Source organism: Streptomyces sp. NPDC046349, from assembly GCF_055587885.1.
In genome coordinates this window covers 472,110-490,687 of the sequence record NZ_JBVJFK010000003.1, presented here as the reverse complement: position 1 = coordinate 490,687, position 18,578 = coordinate 472,110, and the positions used below count along the sequence as shown (strand labels likewise).

10 protein-coding genes are annotated in these 18,578 nt (G+C 74.0%); 5 read left to right on the top strand and 5 right to left on the bottom strand.

Going from position 1 to position 18,578, the window contains the following annotated elements; all coding sequences use genetic code 11:
* Nucleotides 1-55 precede the first annotated feature (55 nt).
* From ACZ6JS_RS09360 to ACZ6JS_RS09340, 5 genes are all read left to right on the top strand, one after another.
* The gene (locus ACZ6JS_RS09360) at nucleotides 56-4,147 is read left to right on the top strand and encodes a non-ribosomal peptide synthetase (RefSeq protein ID WP_469297030.1); all 4,092 of its coding nucleotides are present in this window, start codon (nucleotides 56-58) and stop codon (nucleotides 4,145-4,147) included.
* A complete protein-coding gene (locus ACZ6JS_RS09355) occupies nucleotides 4,140-7,496 on the top strand; it encodes a non-ribosomal peptide synthetase (protein WP_469297029.1) in 3,357 nt (1,118 codons plus the stop codon). The genes ACZ6JS_RS09360 and ACZ6JS_RS09355 overlap by 8 nt, the downstream gene beginning before the upstream one ends.
* A complete protein-coding gene (locus ACZ6JS_RS09350; RefSeq protein WP_469297028.1) occupies nucleotides 7,496-8,902 on the top strand; it encodes a condensation domain-containing protein in 1,407 nt (468 codons plus the stop codon). The genes ACZ6JS_RS09355 and ACZ6JS_RS09350 overlap by 1 nt, the downstream gene beginning before the upstream one ends.
* Nucleotides 8,903-8,980: 78 nt before the next feature.
* Complete coding sequence (locus tag ACZ6JS_RS09345; RefSeq protein WP_469297027.1) at nucleotides 8,981-10,171, top strand: acyl-CoA dehydrogenase family protein; 1,191 nt, start codon at nucleotides 8,981-8,983, stop codon at nucleotides 10,169-10,171.
* Nucleotides 10,168-11,313 (top strand): acyl-CoA dehydrogenase family protein, encoded by a 1,146-nt coding sequence (locus tag ACZ6JS_RS09340; protein ID WP_469297026.1) that lies wholly within the window; start codon nucleotides 10,168-10,170, stop codon nucleotides 11,311-11,313. Before ACZ6JS_RS09345 ends, ACZ6JS_RS09340 begins: the two co-directional genes overlap by 4 nt.
* Nucleotides 11,314-11,384: 71 nt before the next feature.
* On the opposite strand, the gene ACZ6JS_RS09335 is transcribed toward ACZ6JS_RS09340, so the two are convergent.
* Genes ACZ6JS_RS09335 through ACZ6JS_RS09315 form a run of 5 tightly spaced genes read right to left on the bottom strand, consistent with a single transcriptional unit; the run spans nucleotide 11,385 to nucleotide 18,491 of the window.
* Nucleotides 11,385-11,966: a GNAT family N-acetyltransferase gene (locus ACZ6JS_RS09335; RefSeq protein ID WP_469297025.1), complete on the bottom strand. Its 582-nt coding sequence runs from the start codon at nucleotides 11,964-11,966 to the stop codon at nucleotides 11,385-11,387.
* Between the two features lie 26 nt (nucleotides 11,967-11,992).
* Nucleotides 11,993-13,063, bottom strand: coding sequence for a threonine aldolase family protein (locus tag ACZ6JS_RS09330; RefSeq protein ID WP_469297024.1), 1,071 nt, complete (start codon nucleotides 13,061-13,063; stop codon nucleotides 11,993-11,995).
* On the bottom strand, nucleotides 13,060-13,749 hold the full coding sequence (locus tag ACZ6JS_RS09325) for a DUF2461 domain-containing protein (RefSeq protein WP_469297023.1): 690 nt from the start codon (nucleotides 13,747-13,749) through the stop codon (nucleotides 13,060-13,062). Before ACZ6JS_RS09325 ends, ACZ6JS_RS09330 begins: the two co-directional genes overlap by 4 nt.
* Entirely contained in the window at nucleotides 13,746-15,146 is a 1,401-nt protein-coding gene (locus ACZ6JS_RS09320; RefSeq protein WP_469297022.1) for a serine hydroxymethyltransferase, read from the bottom strand. Before ACZ6JS_RS09320 ends, ACZ6JS_RS09325 begins: the two co-directional genes overlap by 4 nt.
* 54 nt (nucleotides 15,147-15,200) lie before the next feature.
* A complete protein-coding gene (locus ACZ6JS_RS09315) occupies nucleotides 15,201-18,491 on the bottom strand; it encodes a non-ribosomal peptide synthetase (protein WP_469297021.1) in 3,291 nt (1,096 codons plus the stop codon).
* Between the last annotated feature and the right edge of the window lie 87 nt (nucleotides 18,492-18,578).

Here is an 18,578-nt window from a genome sequence, read left to right as displayed (position 1 = left end):
CCCCCGCGGCGCGCCCTGCCGTACTCCCTCTCCCGAAGACGCACGGAGGCTCAAGGTGAGCGAGTCCCTCGCCGAACGCATAGCCGCACTGCCGAAGTCCCGCAGGGCACTGTTCCAGGCCCTGACGGGCCGCACCGGCGGGCGCGCCGCCGTACGGGAGGACCCTGAGCCGGCACCCCGTGACCCCGCCGACCCGCCGGTGCTCTCCTTCGCCCAGCGACGGCTGTGGTTCATCGACCAGCTCCAGCCCGGCAGCCCCGCCTACAACGTGCCGGTGGCCACCCGCATCCGCGGCCCGCTCGACGTCCCCGCCCTGCACGCGGCGCTCCAGGACATCGTCGACCGCCACGAGGTCCTGCGCACCGTCTACACCTACCAGGAGGGCGCCTCCGAGGCCGTGCCCCGCGTGGTGGACGGCTTCCGGCTGCCCCTGCCGGTGACGGAACTGCCCGACGAGGAATCCGTCCGGCCGTTCTACGACGCGGACGCCGGCGCCCCCTTCGACCTGGCCGGCGCCGTCCCGCTGCGGGCCCGGCTCGGCCGCATCGGCGCCGAGGACCACGTCCTCGTGCTCAACCTCCACCACATCGTCACCGACGGCTGGTCGATGCGGATCCTCTACACCGAGCTGGAGCGCGCCTACGCGGCCCGCACCGGCACCGCCGGCGACGCGAACGCCCCGCTCACCCTCCAGTACGCCGACTTCGCCGCCTGGCAGCGCCGCCGTGTCAGCGGCGACCGGCTGGAGAAGCTCACCTCCTTCTGGCAGGAGGAGCTCGGTGGAGCCGCACCCGTGGACCTGCCCACCGACCGGCCCCGGCCCCCCGTCTTCGGGCACGCCGGAGCCTCCCGCTACATCGACCTCCCGCCCCGGCTCATCGCCCGGCTCAGGGAGTTCGGCAAGTCCGAGGGCGCCACCCTCTACATGACGATGCTGGCCGGCTTCGCCGCCACCCTGCGCCGCTGGACCGGCCAGGAGGACATCGTCGTCGGCACCTCCGTCTCCGGCCGCGACCACCCCGCGTTCAGCGAGCTCATCGGCTTCTTCGTCAACACCCTGCCGCTGCGCATCAGAACCGGCGGGGATCCCGGCTTCGCCGAACTGGTCCGGGCCACCCGCCACACCACCCTTCAGGCGTACGCGCACCAGGAACTGCCCTTCGACCTCATCGTCGACGCGCTGGGACTGCCCCGCGACCCGAGCCGGCCGCCGCTGACCTCCGTGATGTTCCTCCTCGACGAGACCCCGGACACGGCTCCCGGCCTGGCCGGCCTCGCCACCGAGCCCATCGACTTCTCCTCGCACGCCACCAAGTACGACCTCATGATCAGCGTCCACGACACCGGCACCGCGGTCCGCGCCCTCGTGGAGTACCCCACCGACCTGTTCGACGCCTCGACCGTGGACCGGCTGCTCGGCCACTTCCTCACCACCCTCGAAGGCGCCGTCGACCGCCCGGACACCCCGCTGTCCGCCCTGCCCCTGCTCACCGACGCCGAGCGGACGGCCGCCCTGGACGAGTGGAACGCCACCCGCGCCCCCTTCCCCCAGGACGCCTGCCTGCACCACCTCTTCGAGCAGCACGCCGACCGCCGGCCCGACGCCCCCGCCGTGGTCCTCGGCGGGACCGGCGGCTGGAGCGTCACCTACCGGGAGCTGGAGGAGCGGGCCAACCGGCTCGCCCACCGCCTCGTCGAGTCGGGGGCGGGACCCGGCCGGACCGTGGCCCTGTGCCTGCGCCGCGGCCCCGGACTGGTCACCGCGATCCTCGCCGTCCTCAAGGCGGGCGGGGCCTACGTCCCCCTCGACCCGGACTACCCCGCCGAACGCCTCGCCCTGCTGTTGAACGACTCCGCGCCGCCCATCGTCGTCTCCGACGCCGAACTCATCGGCCGGCTGCCCGTCCCCGACGGCACCGCGCGCGTGCTGCTGGACACCGACCGCGCCGCCCTCGCCGAGCTGCCCGCTTCCCGGCCCGAGGTGCCCGTGACCGCCCGGGACCTCGCCTACGTCATCTTCACCTCGGGCTCCACCGGCACCCCCAAGGGCATCGCCCTGGAACACCGGGGCGTCGTCAACAACCTCCTCGACCTGAACCGCTCCTACGGCATCGGCCCCCAGGACTCCGTACTCGCCCTGTCCTCGCCCAGCTTCGACATGAGCGTCTACGAAACCCTCGGCATCCTGGCCGCCGGCGGCACGCTCGTCCTGCCCGACCCCGCCGCCGCCAAGGACCCGGCGCACTGGGCCGACCTCGTCGAGCGGCACGGCGTCACCGTCTGGAACTCCGCCCCCGCCCTCCTCGGCCTCCTCGTCGACCAGCTCGAACACGCCGGCGGCCCCCGACTGCCGAAGCTGCGCACCGCCTTCCTCGGCGGCGACTGGATCCCCGTCACCCAGCCCGACCGGATCCGCGCCTTCGCGCCGGAGCTGTCCTTCGCCGCACTCGGCGGAGCCACCGAAGCCTCCATCCACTCCGTGGAGTACCGCGTCGGCCGGGTCGATCCGCAGTGGACGAAGCTCCCGTACGGGCGCCCCATGGCCAACCAGCTCACGTACATCCTCGACCCGAACGACCGCCTCGTCCCCGTCGGCGTGCCCGGCGAACTCCACCTCGGCGGCGTCGGACTGGCCCGCGGCTACCTGAACCGGCCCGAGCTCACCGAGGAGAAGTTCGTCCACGTCGAGCTGGCGCCCGGCCGCACCGAACGCCTCTACCGCACCGGCGACCTGGCCCGCTACGGCACGGACGGCACCATCGAGCTGCTCGGCCGCACCGACTTCCGGATCAAGCTGAACGGGCTGCGCATCGAGCCCGGCGAGGTGGAGAGCGCACTGCGCGACCGCCCCGGCGTCCGCGAGGCGGTCGTCGCCGCCCGCCGCTCCGCCGCCGGCTCCGACCGCCTCGTCGGCTACGTCGTCCCCGAGGACGGTGCCGGCCTGGACACCGCCGCACTGCGGACCGCGCTCGGCGCGGTCCTGCCCCCGCACTGCGTCCCCGCGGAACTGGTACTGCTGGAGCGGCTTCCGCTGAGCCCCAACGGCAAGGTGGACCGGGGAGCCCTGCCCGATCCGCGCCCCGCCGCCCCCGCCGCGGACCGGCCCGCCGCCGCACCGGGGGACGATGGAGGCGACCCCGTCGCTCTGCGGATCGCCGCCGTCTGGTCCGAGGTGCTCGGCGTGGCCGAAGTGGCCCCCGGGGACGACTTCTTCGCCCTCGGCGGGGACTCCTTCGCCGCCGTGCGCGCCGTTCGGGCCGTCGCCGCCGCCCTGCCGGACGGCGGGGCCGCCGCCCTGCGCGTCGTCGACCTCTTCAGCAACCCGACCCCGGCCGGCCTGGCCGCCCGCAGCGCCGAACTCGGTGCCACCGGAACACAGACGCACCGCCTGCTGCACCGGCTCACCCCCGAACGCCCCGCCGGCACCACCGCGCTGACCCTGGTCTGCTTCCCGCACGGCGGCGGTGACGCCATCGCCTACCAGCCCCTCGCCGCCCAACTCCCGCCGCACATCGAGCTCCTGGCCGTCTCCCCGCCGGGCCACGACCCGCTGCGCCCCGGCGCGATGCTGCCGGTCCCCGACTTCGCGGAGCTCGCCGCCGCGGAGATCGCCCGCACCGTACGGGGTCCGTACGCGGTCTACGGCCACTGCGCCGGAGTCGTCACCGCGCTGGAGACCACCCACGTCCTCGAACGCATGGGACAGCGCCCGATCGCCCTGGACCTCGCCGCCGCCCTGCCGGAGGAGGACCCGGAATACGCCCTGGAGATGGAGCGCGTCTCCGGCGACGACGACCTCGTCGCCTACCTGACCACCATGGACGGCTTCGACGGCGTCCTCGACGACCGCGACCTCACCGCGGTCCTGCGGATGGTGCGCCACGACATGACCGAGGCCGCCCGCTTCTTCGCCCGCACCCCCGGCGGCTACGACCGCCCCCTCGCCACCCCCCTCACCTGCATCATCGGCGACGCCGACGACGCCACCGAGGGCTACGAGGACGGCTACCGCGCCTGGGGCCGGTACGCCGCCGACGTGCGGCTCGCCGTGATCCCCGGTGGCCGCCACTACTTCGCCAAGCACCTGCCCGACCGGCTCGCCGCCCTGCTCGCAGACCTGCACCGCAACGGAGGAAACCATGTCTGATCTCGCCGAACGGCTCGGCCGCCTGCCCCAGGGACAGCGCTCCCGGCTGCTGGGCAGGATGCGCAACCAGATGACGGCCGGCGTGGGCCGCCGCATCGAACTCAAGCGCGCCGACCACGGACCGCGCTCCCGCTCCTCCTTCCAGCAGGAGCAGATGTGGTTCGTCGACAAGCTCGGCGCCGGGAAGGCCCGCAACAACATAGCCCTCTCCATAGCCCTGGGCGGTCCGCTGGACCGGGCCGCCCTGCACGAGGCCCTCAACGCCGTCGTCGCCCGCCACCAGGTGCTCCACAGCAAACTCGTCGAGATCGACGGAGTCCCCTGGCAGGAGCCCGTCCCCTCCTTCGTCCTCGGTGTCCAGAGCACCGACCTGTCGGGCAGCGAGGACGCCGACCGCGAACTCGCCGAGCTGACCGCCGCCACCGCCTCAGCCTCCTTCGACCTGGCCGCCGCCCCGCCCGTCCGCGCCCACCTCGTACGCCTCGCCGAGGACCGGCACGTCCTGCTCTGGGTCGTCCACCACATCGCCTGGGACCCGGGCTCGACCCGGATCTTCACCGAGGAGCTGACCGCCAGCTACGCCGCGGCCGCCGCGGGCAAGCGCCCCGAGGCCCCCAGACTCGCCGTCGAGTACGCCGACTTCGCGGCCTGGCAGCGGGCCAAGCTGGAGAACGACGAGCACGGCCGGGCGCTCGCCGCCAAATGGCGCCAGATCCTCGCCGGCGCCGTCGCCACCGAGGTCATGCCCGACCACCCCCGCGGTCCCGAGACCAAGGGCGACGGGCGCGGCCTGAAGCTGACCCTCGACCAGAAGCTGCTGGACCGGCTCACCGAGCTCGCCGACGCGGGCAGCACCACCGTCTTCACCACCCTGCTGGCCGCCTTCAACGCGCTGCTGCGCCACTGGACCCGGACCGAGGACGTCGTCGTCGGCACCGCGAGCGCCTCCCGCCCGCACCCCGACCTGGAACAGGTCATCGGCTGCTTCGTCCAGATGATCACCCTGCGCACCGAGGTCACCGACGGGCTCACCTTCCGCGAGCTCGTCACCCGCACCGCGGCGTCCGTGATGGACTCCTTCACCAGCAGCGAACTGCCCTTCGAGCAGGTCGTGGAGGCCGTCCGCCCGGTCCGCGACCCGCTGCGCCACCCGCTCTTCCAGATCGAGTTCACCTCGCTCGGCCGCTGGGGCACCCACCGGGCGCAGGCCGCGGACGTCGAGTTCACCATGGACCAGCTGCACGACGGCGCGGCCAAGTTCGACATGAGCTTCCTCGTCGGCGAGAACGACGGCCTGGAACTCTCCCTCGAGTACAACACCTCCCTCTACCGGCACGGCACGGCCAGCGCGCTCCTCGCCGCCTTCCGCCAGGTCCTGGAGCAGGTCGCCGAGAACCCCGACATCCAGATCGGCGACATCAGCCTGGTCGAGGAGCCGGCCGCCTCCCGGCACGCCCGCGAGCTGTCCCGCGGCGGCCCGGTCGACGAGACCGCCTGGACCACCACCCTGGACCGCGCCTTCCGCGAGCGGGCCACCATCCACCCCGACGCCGTCGCCGTCCGGCACGGCGCCACCCGGCTGGACTACGCGGCGCTCGACCGCTGGTCCGAGGCCATCGCCCACCGGCTGCGCGACCGCGGCGTCGGCCACGGGGACCCGGTCGCCGTGTGCGTGGCCCGCGGCCCGGCCGCCGTCGCCGGCGTCCTCGGCGTCCTCAAGGCGGGCGCGCACTACATCCCCGTCGACCCGGCCGCCCCGGCCGAGCGCACCCGCACGGTCCTGGCCGACGCCAAGGTCCGCCACGCCCTCGTCGACGAGAGCGCGCAGCTGCCCGTACCGCTGGAACTCGTCAACACCGGGAGCGCGGCCCCCGTCCGCGAGGTCCCCTCCCTCGCCCTCAGCTCCACCCCCGCCGACCTGGCCTACGTGCTCTACACCTCCGGCAGCAGCGGAACCCCCAAGGGCGTCATGATCGAGCACCGCTCGGTCACCCACTTCTCCCGCACCATCGCCAAGGCCTACGAGATCAAGGCCGAGGACCGGGTCCTGCAGTTCGCCCCCCTCACCTTCGACGTCTCCGTCTTCGAGATCTTCACCACCCTGCTCGCCGGCGGCTCGCTCGTCATCGCCACCGACGACGAACGCCGCGACCCCGCCCTGCTCCAGGCCCGGATGCGCGAGGAGGCGGTGACCGTCGCCGAGCTGCCGCCGGCACTCCTGCCCCTCCTCGACCAGGCCGCCCTGCCCGACCTGCGCCTGGTCTCGGTCGGCGGCGAGGCGTTCCCCGGTCGGCTGGTCGCCGAATGGACCGCGGGGGAGCGCCGCTTCGTCAACGGCTACGGCCCGACCGAGGCCACCGTCGCGGTCACGCTGATGGACTGCACCGGCAGCTACGACCGCAACCCGCCCATCGGCCGCCCCATGCCGGGCCACCAGGCCTTCGTGCTCGACGAGCGGCTGCGGCCGGTCCCGCCCGGCGTCCCCGGCGAACTGTGCGTGGCCGGCCCCGGCGTGGCCCGCGGCTACCTGGGCCGTCCCGACCTCACCGCCGAACGCTTCGTGGACAACCCCTACTGCGACGGTCCCGAGACCGCACGCCTCTACCGCACCGGCGACCTCGTACGCTGGCTGCCCGGCGGCAACCTCGACTTCCTCGGCCGCACCGACCGCCAGCTCAAGGTGCGCGGCCACCGGATCGAGCCGGGGGAGGTCGAGGCCGTCCTGACCGGGCACCCCTCCGTGCAGCAGGCCGTCGTGGTGGCCCAGCCCGCCGCGGGCGGCGAGCGCATGCTGGCCGCCTACGTCACCGTGGAGCAGGTCGGCTCCTACGCCTCGGAGGTCGCCGATGCCGAGGGTCTGCGCGCCTACACGGCCGTCCGGCTCCCCGGATACATGGTCCCGGTCGTCGTCGTGCTGGACGAGCTGCCGCTGACCCCCCACGGCAAGGTCGACACCGCCGCCCTGCCGCTGCCCACCGAGCAGTCGGCCCAGGGCGGGACCCCGCCGCGCGACGCCGTCGAGGAGCAGATCTGCCGCGACATCCTCACCCCGCTCCTGGAGTGGCAGAACCCGGACGTGGAAGGCGACTTCTTCGCCCTGGGCGGCAGCTCCCTCCAGGCCACCATCGTGGTCTCCCGGGTCCGGGCCCTGTTCGGCATCGACATCGCCCTCGCCGACTTCTTCGGCCGCCCGACCGTCTCGGGCCTCGCCGACCTCGTCCGCGCGGCGAAGGCCGAGGCCGCCGGCGAACAGGACCGGCTGCTCGCGGTCTTCGAGCAGATCGAGAACATGAGCGACGAAGAGGCCGCCGCCCTCCTCGGCTCCCTCCAGCAGCCGGAGGGGACCTGATGGCCGGACCGGCCGGACTGGAGGGAGCACTGGCCGCACTCCCCGAGGCCAAGCGCGAGCTCGCCCGCCTGATGCTGGCCGCCCGACGGCCCGTACCCGCACACCCGGCCCCGCGCTCCGGCGCGGGGCCGGTCCCGCCGACCGCCCTGCAGACCCGGCTGTGGCGCCGGGAGCGCACCCACCCGGCCGTCGCCACCGGCTCGCACGCGCTCCGGCTGACCGGCCCCCTCGACCCGCAACGGCTGTACGAGGCCCTCACCGGGGTGCTGCGCCGCCACGAGGCGCTGCGCACCCGGCTGGTCCGCTCCACCGCCGACCAGCCGCGGCTGCACGTGGACGAGGAACCGGTCCTGCGGCTCACCCGGGCCGACCTGTCGGGCTTCACCGCGCAGGCGGCGGCCGAGCGGACCGCCCTGCAGCTCACCGAGAGCGCCTCCACCGTCCTGGACCTGGAGAGCGGCCGCACCAGCGCGTTCCGGCTGCTGCGGACCGCCCCCGACGAGCACGTCCTGATCCTCGCCTCCCACCTCGCCGTCTTCGACGGCTGGTCCTCGGGGGTCTTCCTCGCGGACCTCGCCGCCGGCTACCGCGGGGGCCCCGAGGGCCTCACCCCGCCCGAACTCCAGTTCCCCGACTACGCCGACTGGCAGCACCGCTGGCTCGCCGGGCCGGACGGAACCGCCGAACTCACCCGTCGCCGAGCCGTGTTCGCGGCCGACCCGCCCGCACCCCGGGCTCCCGGCGGCTTCGAGCGCGGACATCTGCCCGTACGGCTGGCCCGCGGTCCGGTCGACGCCGGGCTGGAGCTGGGCGCGGCCGAGGGCGCCACCCCGTTCATGACCCTCCTCGCCGCGCTCGCCGTCGTACTGGCCCGCAGGGACGGCCGCACCTCGGTGGTGATCGGCACTCCGGCCGCCGGCCGGTTCGCCGCACCGCTGGAGGGCGCCGTCGGGCAGTACACCACCGTCGTGCCGATCCGGCTGGACCTCGCCGGCGGGCCCACCTTCCGCGGGCTCCTGCACCGCACCCGCACCGCGGTGGCCGAAGCCCTGGCCCACCAGCGCCTGCCCGTGGACGTGCTGTTCGGCGACGGCACGCCCCCGCCCTACAACGTCCTGTTCGCCCTCCACAACTACCCGGCGGTACCGCTGGACCTGCCCGGCATCGAGGTCGGCCAGCTGCCCGGCCCGCCCGCCCGCCACCTGGAGCTCTACAGCCCCGACCCGGCCGCCGCCCTGGCATGCGTCGGCCTGGTGGAGCGGGACGGCGAGATCGGCGGCACCGCCGAGTACAACCGGCACGCGGCCACGCCCGAGGACGTGCGGGGCCTGCTCACCGGCATCGAGGAGGTGCTGGACCGGGCCGTCGCCGCGCCCGCCTCCCCACTCACCACCACCCGGCACTGAGCGGGGCCGGGGCCCGCGGCCCCGGCCCCCTCCTCGATCCCCCACCGGACCCACCCAGACCCGCCTAGGGAGTTGCCCGTGCTCACCACCGAGTTCTATCGCGCGCCCGCGGACTGCGGGCTCGTACGGAGCGGGGCCGACGTGCCCCGCACCCCCATGCGGGCCCTGCGCGAGGACATCCACGACATCCTGGTGTCCGCCCCCGTCGCCGAGGCCCGGCGCACCCGGGACCCCCGCCCCATCCACCGGGCCCTGGGGGAGAGGGGCCTGCTCGCACCCCAGTGGCCCGAGGAGTACGGGGGCCGGGGCATCAGCCAGGTCGCGGCCGCCGTGCTGGTCGAGGAACTCGCCATGCACGACGTCCCCGACCTGCTGCACACGCTCACCGTCCAGATCGTCGGCTCCACCCTGCTCAACGTAGCGAGCCCGCAGATGAAGGCGCGCCACCTGCCCGGCTTCGCCGCCGGCACATCCTTCGGGTGCGTGCTCTTCAGCGAACCGCAGGCCGGCTCCGACCTCAACATCCTCTCCACCCGCGCCGTCTCCGACGGCAAGGGCGGCTACAAGCTCTACGGCACCAAGGTCCACTCCCTCTTCGCCCGCTTCGCCGACTACGGCCTGTGCCTGGCCCGCGGTGAGGACGACGCCTTCAGCCTCTTCCTCGTCCCCCTCGCCCAGCCCGGCGTCACGATCCGGCAGATCCCCGGCATCGGCGACGACGCCTTCCACGAGGTCGCCCTCGACGGCGTGTCCGTCACCGCCGACGACGTCGTCGGCGCCATCGGCCAGGGCTGGGCGATCGTCGTCAAGACACTGGCCTTCGAACGCACCGGACTCGACTACTACGTCAAGGCGCTGCGCTGGTACCGGGCCGCCGTCGAACGGCTGGAGGCCCACACCGACCGGCTGGAGGCCGGCCAGCACGACCAGATAGGCCTGGCCAAGCTCAACGCCCGGCTGCTCGCGGCAGGGACGCTGGTCCGCCGCGTCCTCACCCGCCTCGACCGGGGCGAGCTCAACGAGGACGAGGCCGCCGCCGCGAAGTGGTACACCACCGAACTCGCCGCGGAGGTGGCCTGGTGGGCCGCCGAACTCGACGGCGACACGAGCATGACCCTCGACGACCCGGAGGTCGACGGGGTGGCACACCCACTCGATTCGGCGATGCGTGAAGCCCCGGGGATGCGGATATCCGGCGGCACCGCCGAAATGATGCTGGAGACGCTGGCCCGGCTGCGTCTCGACTCAGGGGCGGAGGTACGGCCGTGACGACCCAGGCGGTCAACGGGAGCGGTACGGGAGGGCCAGCCGGCGAGGCGCCCGAGCGGTGGCGGGAGCGGGAGGACGAGGACTCGCTCTTCCGGCAGCTCAGGCTCACCGTGCGGCAGGGCCTGGAGGTCGACGGGGACACCCCCGCGGGCGCCTGGGAGGCGCTGACCCAGGTCGGGGCATGGGAGTTCGCCCTCCCCATCGAGAAGGAGGGCCTGGACCTCGGCCAGGCCGTGCTCGCCATGGTCTGCGAGGAGGCCGGCAACGCGATGCAGCCCGTCCCGCTCGCCGACACCCTCCTCGCACTCGACGTGCTCTCCGCCCTCGGCCCCCTCGCCCCCGAGGGCACCGACGACCTGCTGGACCGGGTGCGCGCCGGGGAGCTCCAGGTCGCCGTCCCGGGCCGGCTGCCCGACCCGCGCGGCGCCGTACCGCCCGGCATCGCCTGGAAACCGGACGGCGACGGCGCGGGCGTCGTCCTCACCGGCACCGGCGGCCCGTTCGCCGCCGCCGTCGGGCCGGACACCCTGCTGGTCCTGGCGAGCGGCCCCGACGGTCCCTGCGTCGCCCTCGTCGACCTGCCCGCGGAGGGGGTGGCCGTACGCCCGCTGCGCGACCACGGCGGCGGAGCGGTCGCGGGCGCCGTGTTCGACGAGGCACGGATCCCGGCCGGGGCGGTCCTGCTGCGCGGGCTCGCCGCCGAACAGGCCCTCGCCCGGGTCGGTTTGCGCGCCGCCGTCCACCAGGCGTCCCTGCTGGCCGGCATCACCGCGGCGGCTCTGACCGCGGTCGTCTCCCGGATCCGCGGACGGCAGCAGTTCGGCCAGGCCCTGGTCAAGCACCAGGGACCCCGGCTGCGGGTGGCCGGGCTCCTGGCCCGGCTCGATGCCGTGCGCTGGGCCGTCGGCGACGCGGCCCGCGACCTCGACGAGGGCCGGCTCACGCCGGGGGAGGCCGCCGGGCTGATCGCCCTCACGGCGGAGACCACCCTCGACGTGACACGGGACGCGGTGCACCTGCACGGCGCGTCCGGTCTCGTACGGGACGGCCTGGTGGCCGGCTGCTACCGGCGCGCGGCATGGGAGGCCCTGCGGTGCGGGCGCCCCGCCCACCTGTGGGACACCGCGGCGCACACCCCCTGACCGGGCACGGGGAAGGGGCCCCCGCACTGCGAGAGCCCCTTCCCCGGTACCACCGGTCGCCGTACGGGCCGTCAGACCAGATCGCGGCGCATGATCCAGCGATGCCGTTTGTCGCTCTTCGCCTCGGTGCGCCGGATCCGGCGGAAGCCGGCCCGCTCGAACATGTCCATCGTCCCGACATAGGCGAGGGTCGGGTTCACCCGACCGCCCTCCGGGTCCACCGGATACCCCTCGACGGCGGGCGCGCCGTTGGCCCGCGCGTGCTCGACGGCCCCCTCCAGCAGACCCGAGGCGACCCCCCTGCCGCGGAACTCCTTGCGCACGACGAAGCAGGTCACCGACCACACGGGCAGGTCGTCCACCGGCGTGATCGTCTTCGAGGAGGTGAGCCGGTCGAGCGTGCGGCGCGGCGCGACGTTGCACCAGCCGGCCACCTCGCCGTCCAGGAACCCGAGGATCCCGGGCGGCGGGTCCGCCTTCTCCGTGAGGGTGCGCAGGTGCTCGCCCCGCTCCTCCGCGGTCATCCGCCCGTAGTCGCCGGTGGTCAGCCGCCACGCCATGCACCAGCACGTGTGCGCGCTCTTCTTCGGCTGGAGCACCTGGCGGACGTCGTCCCACAGGTCCGCCGTGGCGGGCCGGACTTCTAAACTCATGCTGCTACTTCGCTCTCTTCCGCTTCTTACGAGCGTCCCGCGGACGCGGTCTTCCGCGCCCCGGCGACGACATCGGTCATGACGGCGGTCAGCACCTCGAGGGCGCGCCGACACGCCTTGTGTCCTGCGTCCAGATGGGTGACAAGCCGGACGGTGTCCGGGTCCGGCGCGGTCACCAGTACTCCTTCCTGCGCGGCCCGTGCGACGACCTCGTCGGCGCCCGGCACCGCGACGAGGACGATGTTGGTCTCGGGCGGGCGCACGGCGAACCCCGCGTCCCGCAGCCCCGCCGCCAGCAGCCGGGCGTGTTCGTGGTCCTCGGCGATCCGCTCGACGTGGTGTTCCAGGGCGTACAGCCCCGCAGCCGCCAGGATGCCCGACTGCCGCATGCCGCCGCCCAGGCCGTGCCGCAACTTCTTCGCCCTGGGCAGGTGTTCGGACCGGAGCAGGAGCACCGAACCGACCGGCGCGCCCAGCCCCTTCGACAGGCACACGGCCAGCGAATCGGCCGTCTCCCCGTACTGCGCAGCCGACGTTCCGGTCGCGGCCATCGCGTTCCAGATCCGGGCGCCGTCCATGTGGACCGCCACGCCCGCGCCCGACATCAGCCCGCGCACCTCCCGCAGCGTTTCCAGCGGATGGACCGTGCCGCCGGCCCGGGTGTGGGTCTGCTCCACCTCCACCGCCCGCGTGCCCAGCGTGTACGCGTTCCCGCGCCGGACCGCGCCGGCCAGCAGCGCCGCGGTGACCACCCCGCGCTCGGCCGCCACCGTGCGCGTCTGGATCCCGCCGTAGCGGGCCGGGGAGGCCTCCTCGTGGGCCAGGACGTGCGCCTCGGCGTCGCACACCAGCTCCTCGCCGGGGGCGACGAGGAGCTGCAGCGCGATCTGGTTGGCCATCACCCCCGACGGTGTGAACAGGGCCGCCGGGAAGCCGAAGAGCCCGGCGAGGCGCTCCTCCAGGGCGCGGACGGTCGGATCCTCCCCGAAGAGGTCGTCGCCGACCTCCGCGCCGGCCATCGCGGCCCGCATCCCGGGACCCGGCCGGGTCACCGTGTCGCTGCGCAGATCGGCGATGCCTGAAGCGTCCATGGTCATGACGGGTCGTCAACTCCTCGTTCGCGGGGCTTCGGGGTGAGGTCGCGCGCCGCCATCCAGTCCAGCAGCGGCCGTACCAGCAGCCAGGTCTCCCGTACGAGGTCCCCGGCGCGCGGCGTGTGCAGGCCGGCGGCCGGACCGTAGCGGCGCCCCGCGTCGATCTTGCGATGGCGCAGCAGGTCCAGCCGCGGGTGGTCCGCGGGCACCCCCCGCGGGCGGGACTTGAGCCGGTCCCCGCCGAGGACGAAGCCCTGCTCCGCCAGCCGGCCCGTGATCTGCGCCAGTTCCGTGCCGCCGTCCTCCTCCTCGACGGCGGCACGGTAGCGGGCGACCTCGGCCCCGGCGTACGGGTACCAGCGGCCGGAGGCGTACAGCCCGTCCCGGTCCAGGTGCACCCACAGGCCCAGGCACGGCAGCAGGTCCAGGTAGGCGCCCTGGTAGGTCTTGTACGGGGACTTGTCGTGGGACATCCGGGTGTCCCGGACCGGGCCGAGCACCTGCACTCCGCCCGGCCCGGCCCATTCCTCGAAGAACGTGCCCAGTTCAGCGGCCAGCTCGTCCATCGGCGCACGTACGTCACGCTCGTACCGCTCGCGGTGGCGCAGCCGCCACGCCTCCTTGCTGTTGTCGGCCGCGAGGTCCTCGTACAGGCGCAGTGCCGAGGGCGGGAAGCCGCTGAAGGTCACGGCAGGTACCCCGGCAGGGGGTGGGCTGCGCACAGCTCGGAGACCCGGGTGCGGACCCGGGAGCGCAGCGCGTCCGGCAGGACGCCGCCGGGTGCGGCCAGCGCCGTCAGGACATCCGCGACCAGGTCGGCGCACTCGGCGGCCACCGTCCGGTCCATTCCGCGCGCGGCCAGCGTGTTCGTGCCCAGCCGCAGGCCCCCCGTCACCCGGACGGGTGTGGTGTCGCCGGGGACCCGGTTGCGGTTGACGACGATGCCGCAGGACTCCAGGGCCTCCTCTGCCACGTCCCCGGTGACGCCGGTGCCGCGCAGGTCGAGCAGCACCATGTGGGTGTCCGTACCGCCCGTGACCAGCCGGAAGCCCCGGTCCAGGAGCCGTTCGGCGATCGCCTGCGCGCCGTCGGCCAGCCGCTTGGCGACCTCCGCGAAGTCCGGGCTCGCCACGAAGTCCAGCGCGCGCGCCTTGGCCGCCACCGACGCCAGGTCGGGGGTGCCCTGGGTGAAGGGGAACACGGCGCGGCGCAGGGTCGCTGCCAGGGTGCCGCGTTCCGGGCCGGCCCTGCGGGCCTCGCGGCCCAGCAGGATCAGCCCGCCGCGCGGACCGTAGAGCTGTTTGTAGGTGCTGGTGGTGGTCACGTGGGCGTGGTCGACGGGGCTCTGGTGCAGGCCGGCCGCGACCAGTCCCGCGATGTGCGAGATGTCGGCCAGGAGATAGGCGTTGGCCTCGTCCGCGATCTCCCGGAACCGGGCGAAGTCGATGCTGCGGGGGTATGCGCTGGCCCCGCACACGATGAGCTTGGGCCGGTGCTCCAGGGCGAGTTCGCGGATCTGGTCGTAGTCGAGCAGCCCCTCCGGCGTCACCCGGTAGCCGTGGGCGCGGTAGTACCGGCCGGTCACCGAGGCGGGGGAGCCGTGCGTGAGGTGGCCGCCGCAGTCCAGGTCGAGCCCCAGGAGGCTGTCGCCCGGGCTGAGCAGCGCGGTGATCACGGCGAGGTTCGCGGACGACCCCGAGTGCGGCTGCACGATCGCGTCCTGCGCCCCGAAGGCAGCGCACGCCCGCTCGATCGCGAGGCGTTCGATCTCGTCGGCGACCCCGCAGCCCGCGTGGTAGCGGTTGCCGGGGAATCCCTCGGCCGTCAGGTTCCCGAGCGCGCTGCCCTCGCAGGCCAGCACGGAGGGGTCCGCGACGCTGGACGCCGCGACCATCATCAAGGTGTCGCGCTGGCGCGCCGACTCCCGGGCCAGCAGGTCGTACAGGACGGAATCGCGTTCTCTCAGACGGGTGTTGGCGTGCGCGGCGAAATCGACCAGGTCGGGCGCGGGCGGCTGTGGTGCGCCGCCCCGGAGCCCGTCCTCGTCCAGCGGATCGGTGACGGGCGCGGGCAGGGTGAGACTCATGACTGTCCCCTCTCGGATTCGTCCGTGATGGCCGTGCTGAACCGGCTCGTGTCCTCAGCCGGCCGCATCGGCGGTGTCCGTCTCGTCGGCCTCCAGCTCGCCGAAGGCCTCGGCTGCCGCCACCGCCTCCGCGCCGTGCTGCTCGTCCGCGGCGATCTTCTCGGCGAGGTCGCGGACCACCGGGTTCTGGAACACGGTCTTGACCGGCACCGGCACCCCGAGCAGTTCCCCCAGCAGCCCCGCGAGCCGCGTCCCGCTGAGCGAATCGCCGCCCAGGGTGAAGAAGTTGTCGCCGGGAGCCACCCCCTCGAGGCCGAGGATGTCGGCGACCGCCGCGCACAGCACCAGCTCCAGCGCGCTGCCCGTCCTGTCCCCGCCGGCCCGCGCCGCCTCGTCCTCGGCCACCTGGCGGCTCCCGGCGGACGAGGCCAGCAGCAGCCGGTCGACCTTGCCGTTGCGGGTCAGCGGCAGCTCGTCCAGCACGGTCAGGGCGCTCGGCACCATGTAGCCGGGGAGCTGCGCGGCGAGCCGCCCCAGAATCCGGTCGGCCGCGCCGGCGTCGGAGCCGGCAGCGGCCACCACGAAGGCGTGCAGCCGCCGCACACCGTGGGCGCTGGCGGGGGCGACCACCACGGCCGCCTCGACCTCGTCGTCCTGGCGCAGCGCGGCTTCGATCTCGCCCAGCTCGATCCGGTGCCCCTGGATCTTCACCTGGAAGTCGTCCCGGCCCAGGATCTCGATGCTGCCGTCCGGCAGGTAGCGGCCCAGGTCGCCGGTCAGATAGGCGCGTTCACCGGTCTCGGGGAGGCGCACGAAGCGGCTCTCGGTGCGCTCGGGGTCGTTCCAGTAGCCGAGCGCGAGGCCGACGTCGCTGGCCACGGCCATCTCGCCGACGACCCCGAGCGGGCGCTCGTACGCCGCGCCGTCGACGATGTAGTAGCGCTGGTTGGTGATCGGCTTGCCGTAGGGGATGCTGGTCCAGGAGGGGTCGACCTCGCCGATCGGCTGGAACAGCGACCAGCAGATCGTCTCGGTGGGACCGCCCGAGCCCACCACCTGGATCTTCGGGCTCTGCGCCCGCAACCGGTCCGGCAGGGTCAGCGGGATCCAGTCTCCGGACAGCACCGACAGCCGCAGCGACTCCAGCGGCCGGCCGCCTCGGCGGCGCTCGCGCACCTCGGCCTCGCCGACGAGCAGCTCCATCAGCACGGGCACGGAGTTCCACAGCGTGACCCGCTCCGCCTGCACCAGATCGGCCCAGACGTCCGGCTCGGCGTGCTCGAACGGCGGCGGTACCACCACGGTCCCGCCCTGCGTGAGCACGCCGAAGACGTCGTAGACCGAGGCATCGAAGTGCAGCCCCGAGATGGCCAGCAGGCGGTCCGCCGCACCGACCTCGAAGCGTGCCGCGACGTCGCGGATCAGGTTGACCACACCGATGTGGTCGACCATCACGCCCTTCGGCTCGCCGGTGGAGCCCGAGGTGAAGATCGTGTACGCGAGGTCCGCGGGTGTCTGCGCGGTGTCGGGCCGGGTGGCGGGGCCGGTCTCGAAGTCCTTGTCCACCCGGTAGCGGCGGGCCGTGGGCGGCCAGCTGATCCGGGACTCCAGCGAGGACTGTGTGAGGATCCGGTCGACCTTGGCCTCGGCGAGCAGCCGCCGAAGCCGCTCCGGCGGCACGGACGCGTCCAGCGGCAGGTAGGCCGCACCGGAGGCGAGGATGCCGTACACCGCGGCGTACTGCTCCCAGCCCTTCTCCATCACGACGGCGACCAGCTCGCCCGGGGCCGACCCGTGCTCGCGCAGCGTGTGACCGATCCGCCAGGCGTACGAGGCCAGTTCGGCGTAGCTGAGCCGCCGCCCGGAGGCGTCCACCACGGCCTCGGCGTCGGGCGTGAGCTCGGCCTGCCGGGCGAACAGCTCGTGCAGGGTGGTGTACGGGATCTGCCCGGCGGTGTCGTTGACCTGCCGGCGCAGCTCCCGCTCGGCCGGCGGGACGAGGTCGAAGCGGGCGGTGTGCAGGCTGTCCGGGTCGTCGGTGAGCCGCGCCAGGAGGTCCACGTACGCACCGAAGGCGGCGTCGACGAAGCCCGGCGCGAACGCCCCGTCGACGAAGTCCCAGATGACGCGGAGCTCACCGGCCAGCTCGCGCAGCTGCACGTCGAGCGTCACCTGCGGGGTCTGCGAGATCGAGTACACCTCCCGGCCCAGGTCCGTGACGGGCCGGCGCACCGGATAGTCGAGCAGGCTGGTGACGACCACGGGCATCCCGGCCTGCGCGCCCACACCGTGCAGGCGCGTCAGCTCCCGCAGCACGCGCACGCCGTTGAAGGAGCCGTGCTCCGCGTCGCGGGCGAGCTGGTCGCGCAGGGCGTGCGCACGGTCGAGGAAGGTCGCGCCCGAGCCGTCTGCGGCGAGCATCACCGCATTGGTGAAGTCGCCCAGCACGCCGGTGATGTCCGGGTGCACCGCCGGGCGCTGGAAGATCGGGTAGTTGATCGTGAAGTCGGACTCCTCCGCCCAGGCCCGGACCACTTCGGCGAAGGCCGCGGTGAGCAGCACCGACGGGGTCAGGCCCGCTCCGTGCGCCCGCTGCGTGAACTTCTGCCAGTCGGCGGGGGAGAGCCGGTGCTCGCGCCGGTCGAAGCGGACCTCGCCGGCGTCCCCGCCCGCGCCGCCCGTGGGCAGCGACGGGGCCGGAGGCAGGGTGGGCACGCGCTGCACCCAGTAGTCGCGGGCGGCGCGGAAGGCCTCGGTGTGCGGCAGGGCCTCGGCGCGCCAGCGGGCGTACTCGGCGAAGCCGATACCGGGCACCGGGAGCTCCGCCTCCGGGTTCTCGTACAGGTCGACCAGCTCGGGGAAGAGCACCTGGAAGGCGCTCGAGGCGTCCAGCACCTGCAGGTCGATCCCCAGATGGACCCGGCCGAGGTCCTGCGGACCGCCCAGCCGGAAGATCCGCAGGTCGAACAGCGGCCAGCTGCCCACCGGGAAGACCACGTGGCTCATCTCCTCGCGCAGCGCGGCGAGGTGTTCACGGGCGGCGTCGGCGGACAGGTGGCGCAGGTCCACGACCGGTATGTCGAACGGCAGCGGGTCGGACGGCACCCACTGGGTGCCGTCGGTGCTGCCGATCGCGCGGAGCATGTCGTGGCGGGCGACCACCTTGCGCCAGGCGGCGGCGAAGCGCTCCGGGTCGAGGCCGGCACGCTCCCACTCGAAGTATCCGTAGCAGCCGATGCCGCCCATCTCGACGGCTTCGCCTCGCCCGATCATCAGTGCCTGCTGCGTCTCGGTCATCGGGAAGGACGCGGCACTGTCCGCGCGGGCGGGCAGGAGCTCGGTCATGGTCCAACTCCATTCGGTGTTACGGGCCGTTGGCTGTTGCGTGCACGGGTGGATCCGGGCCGGGACGCCCTGCTGCGGGGCAGGGCG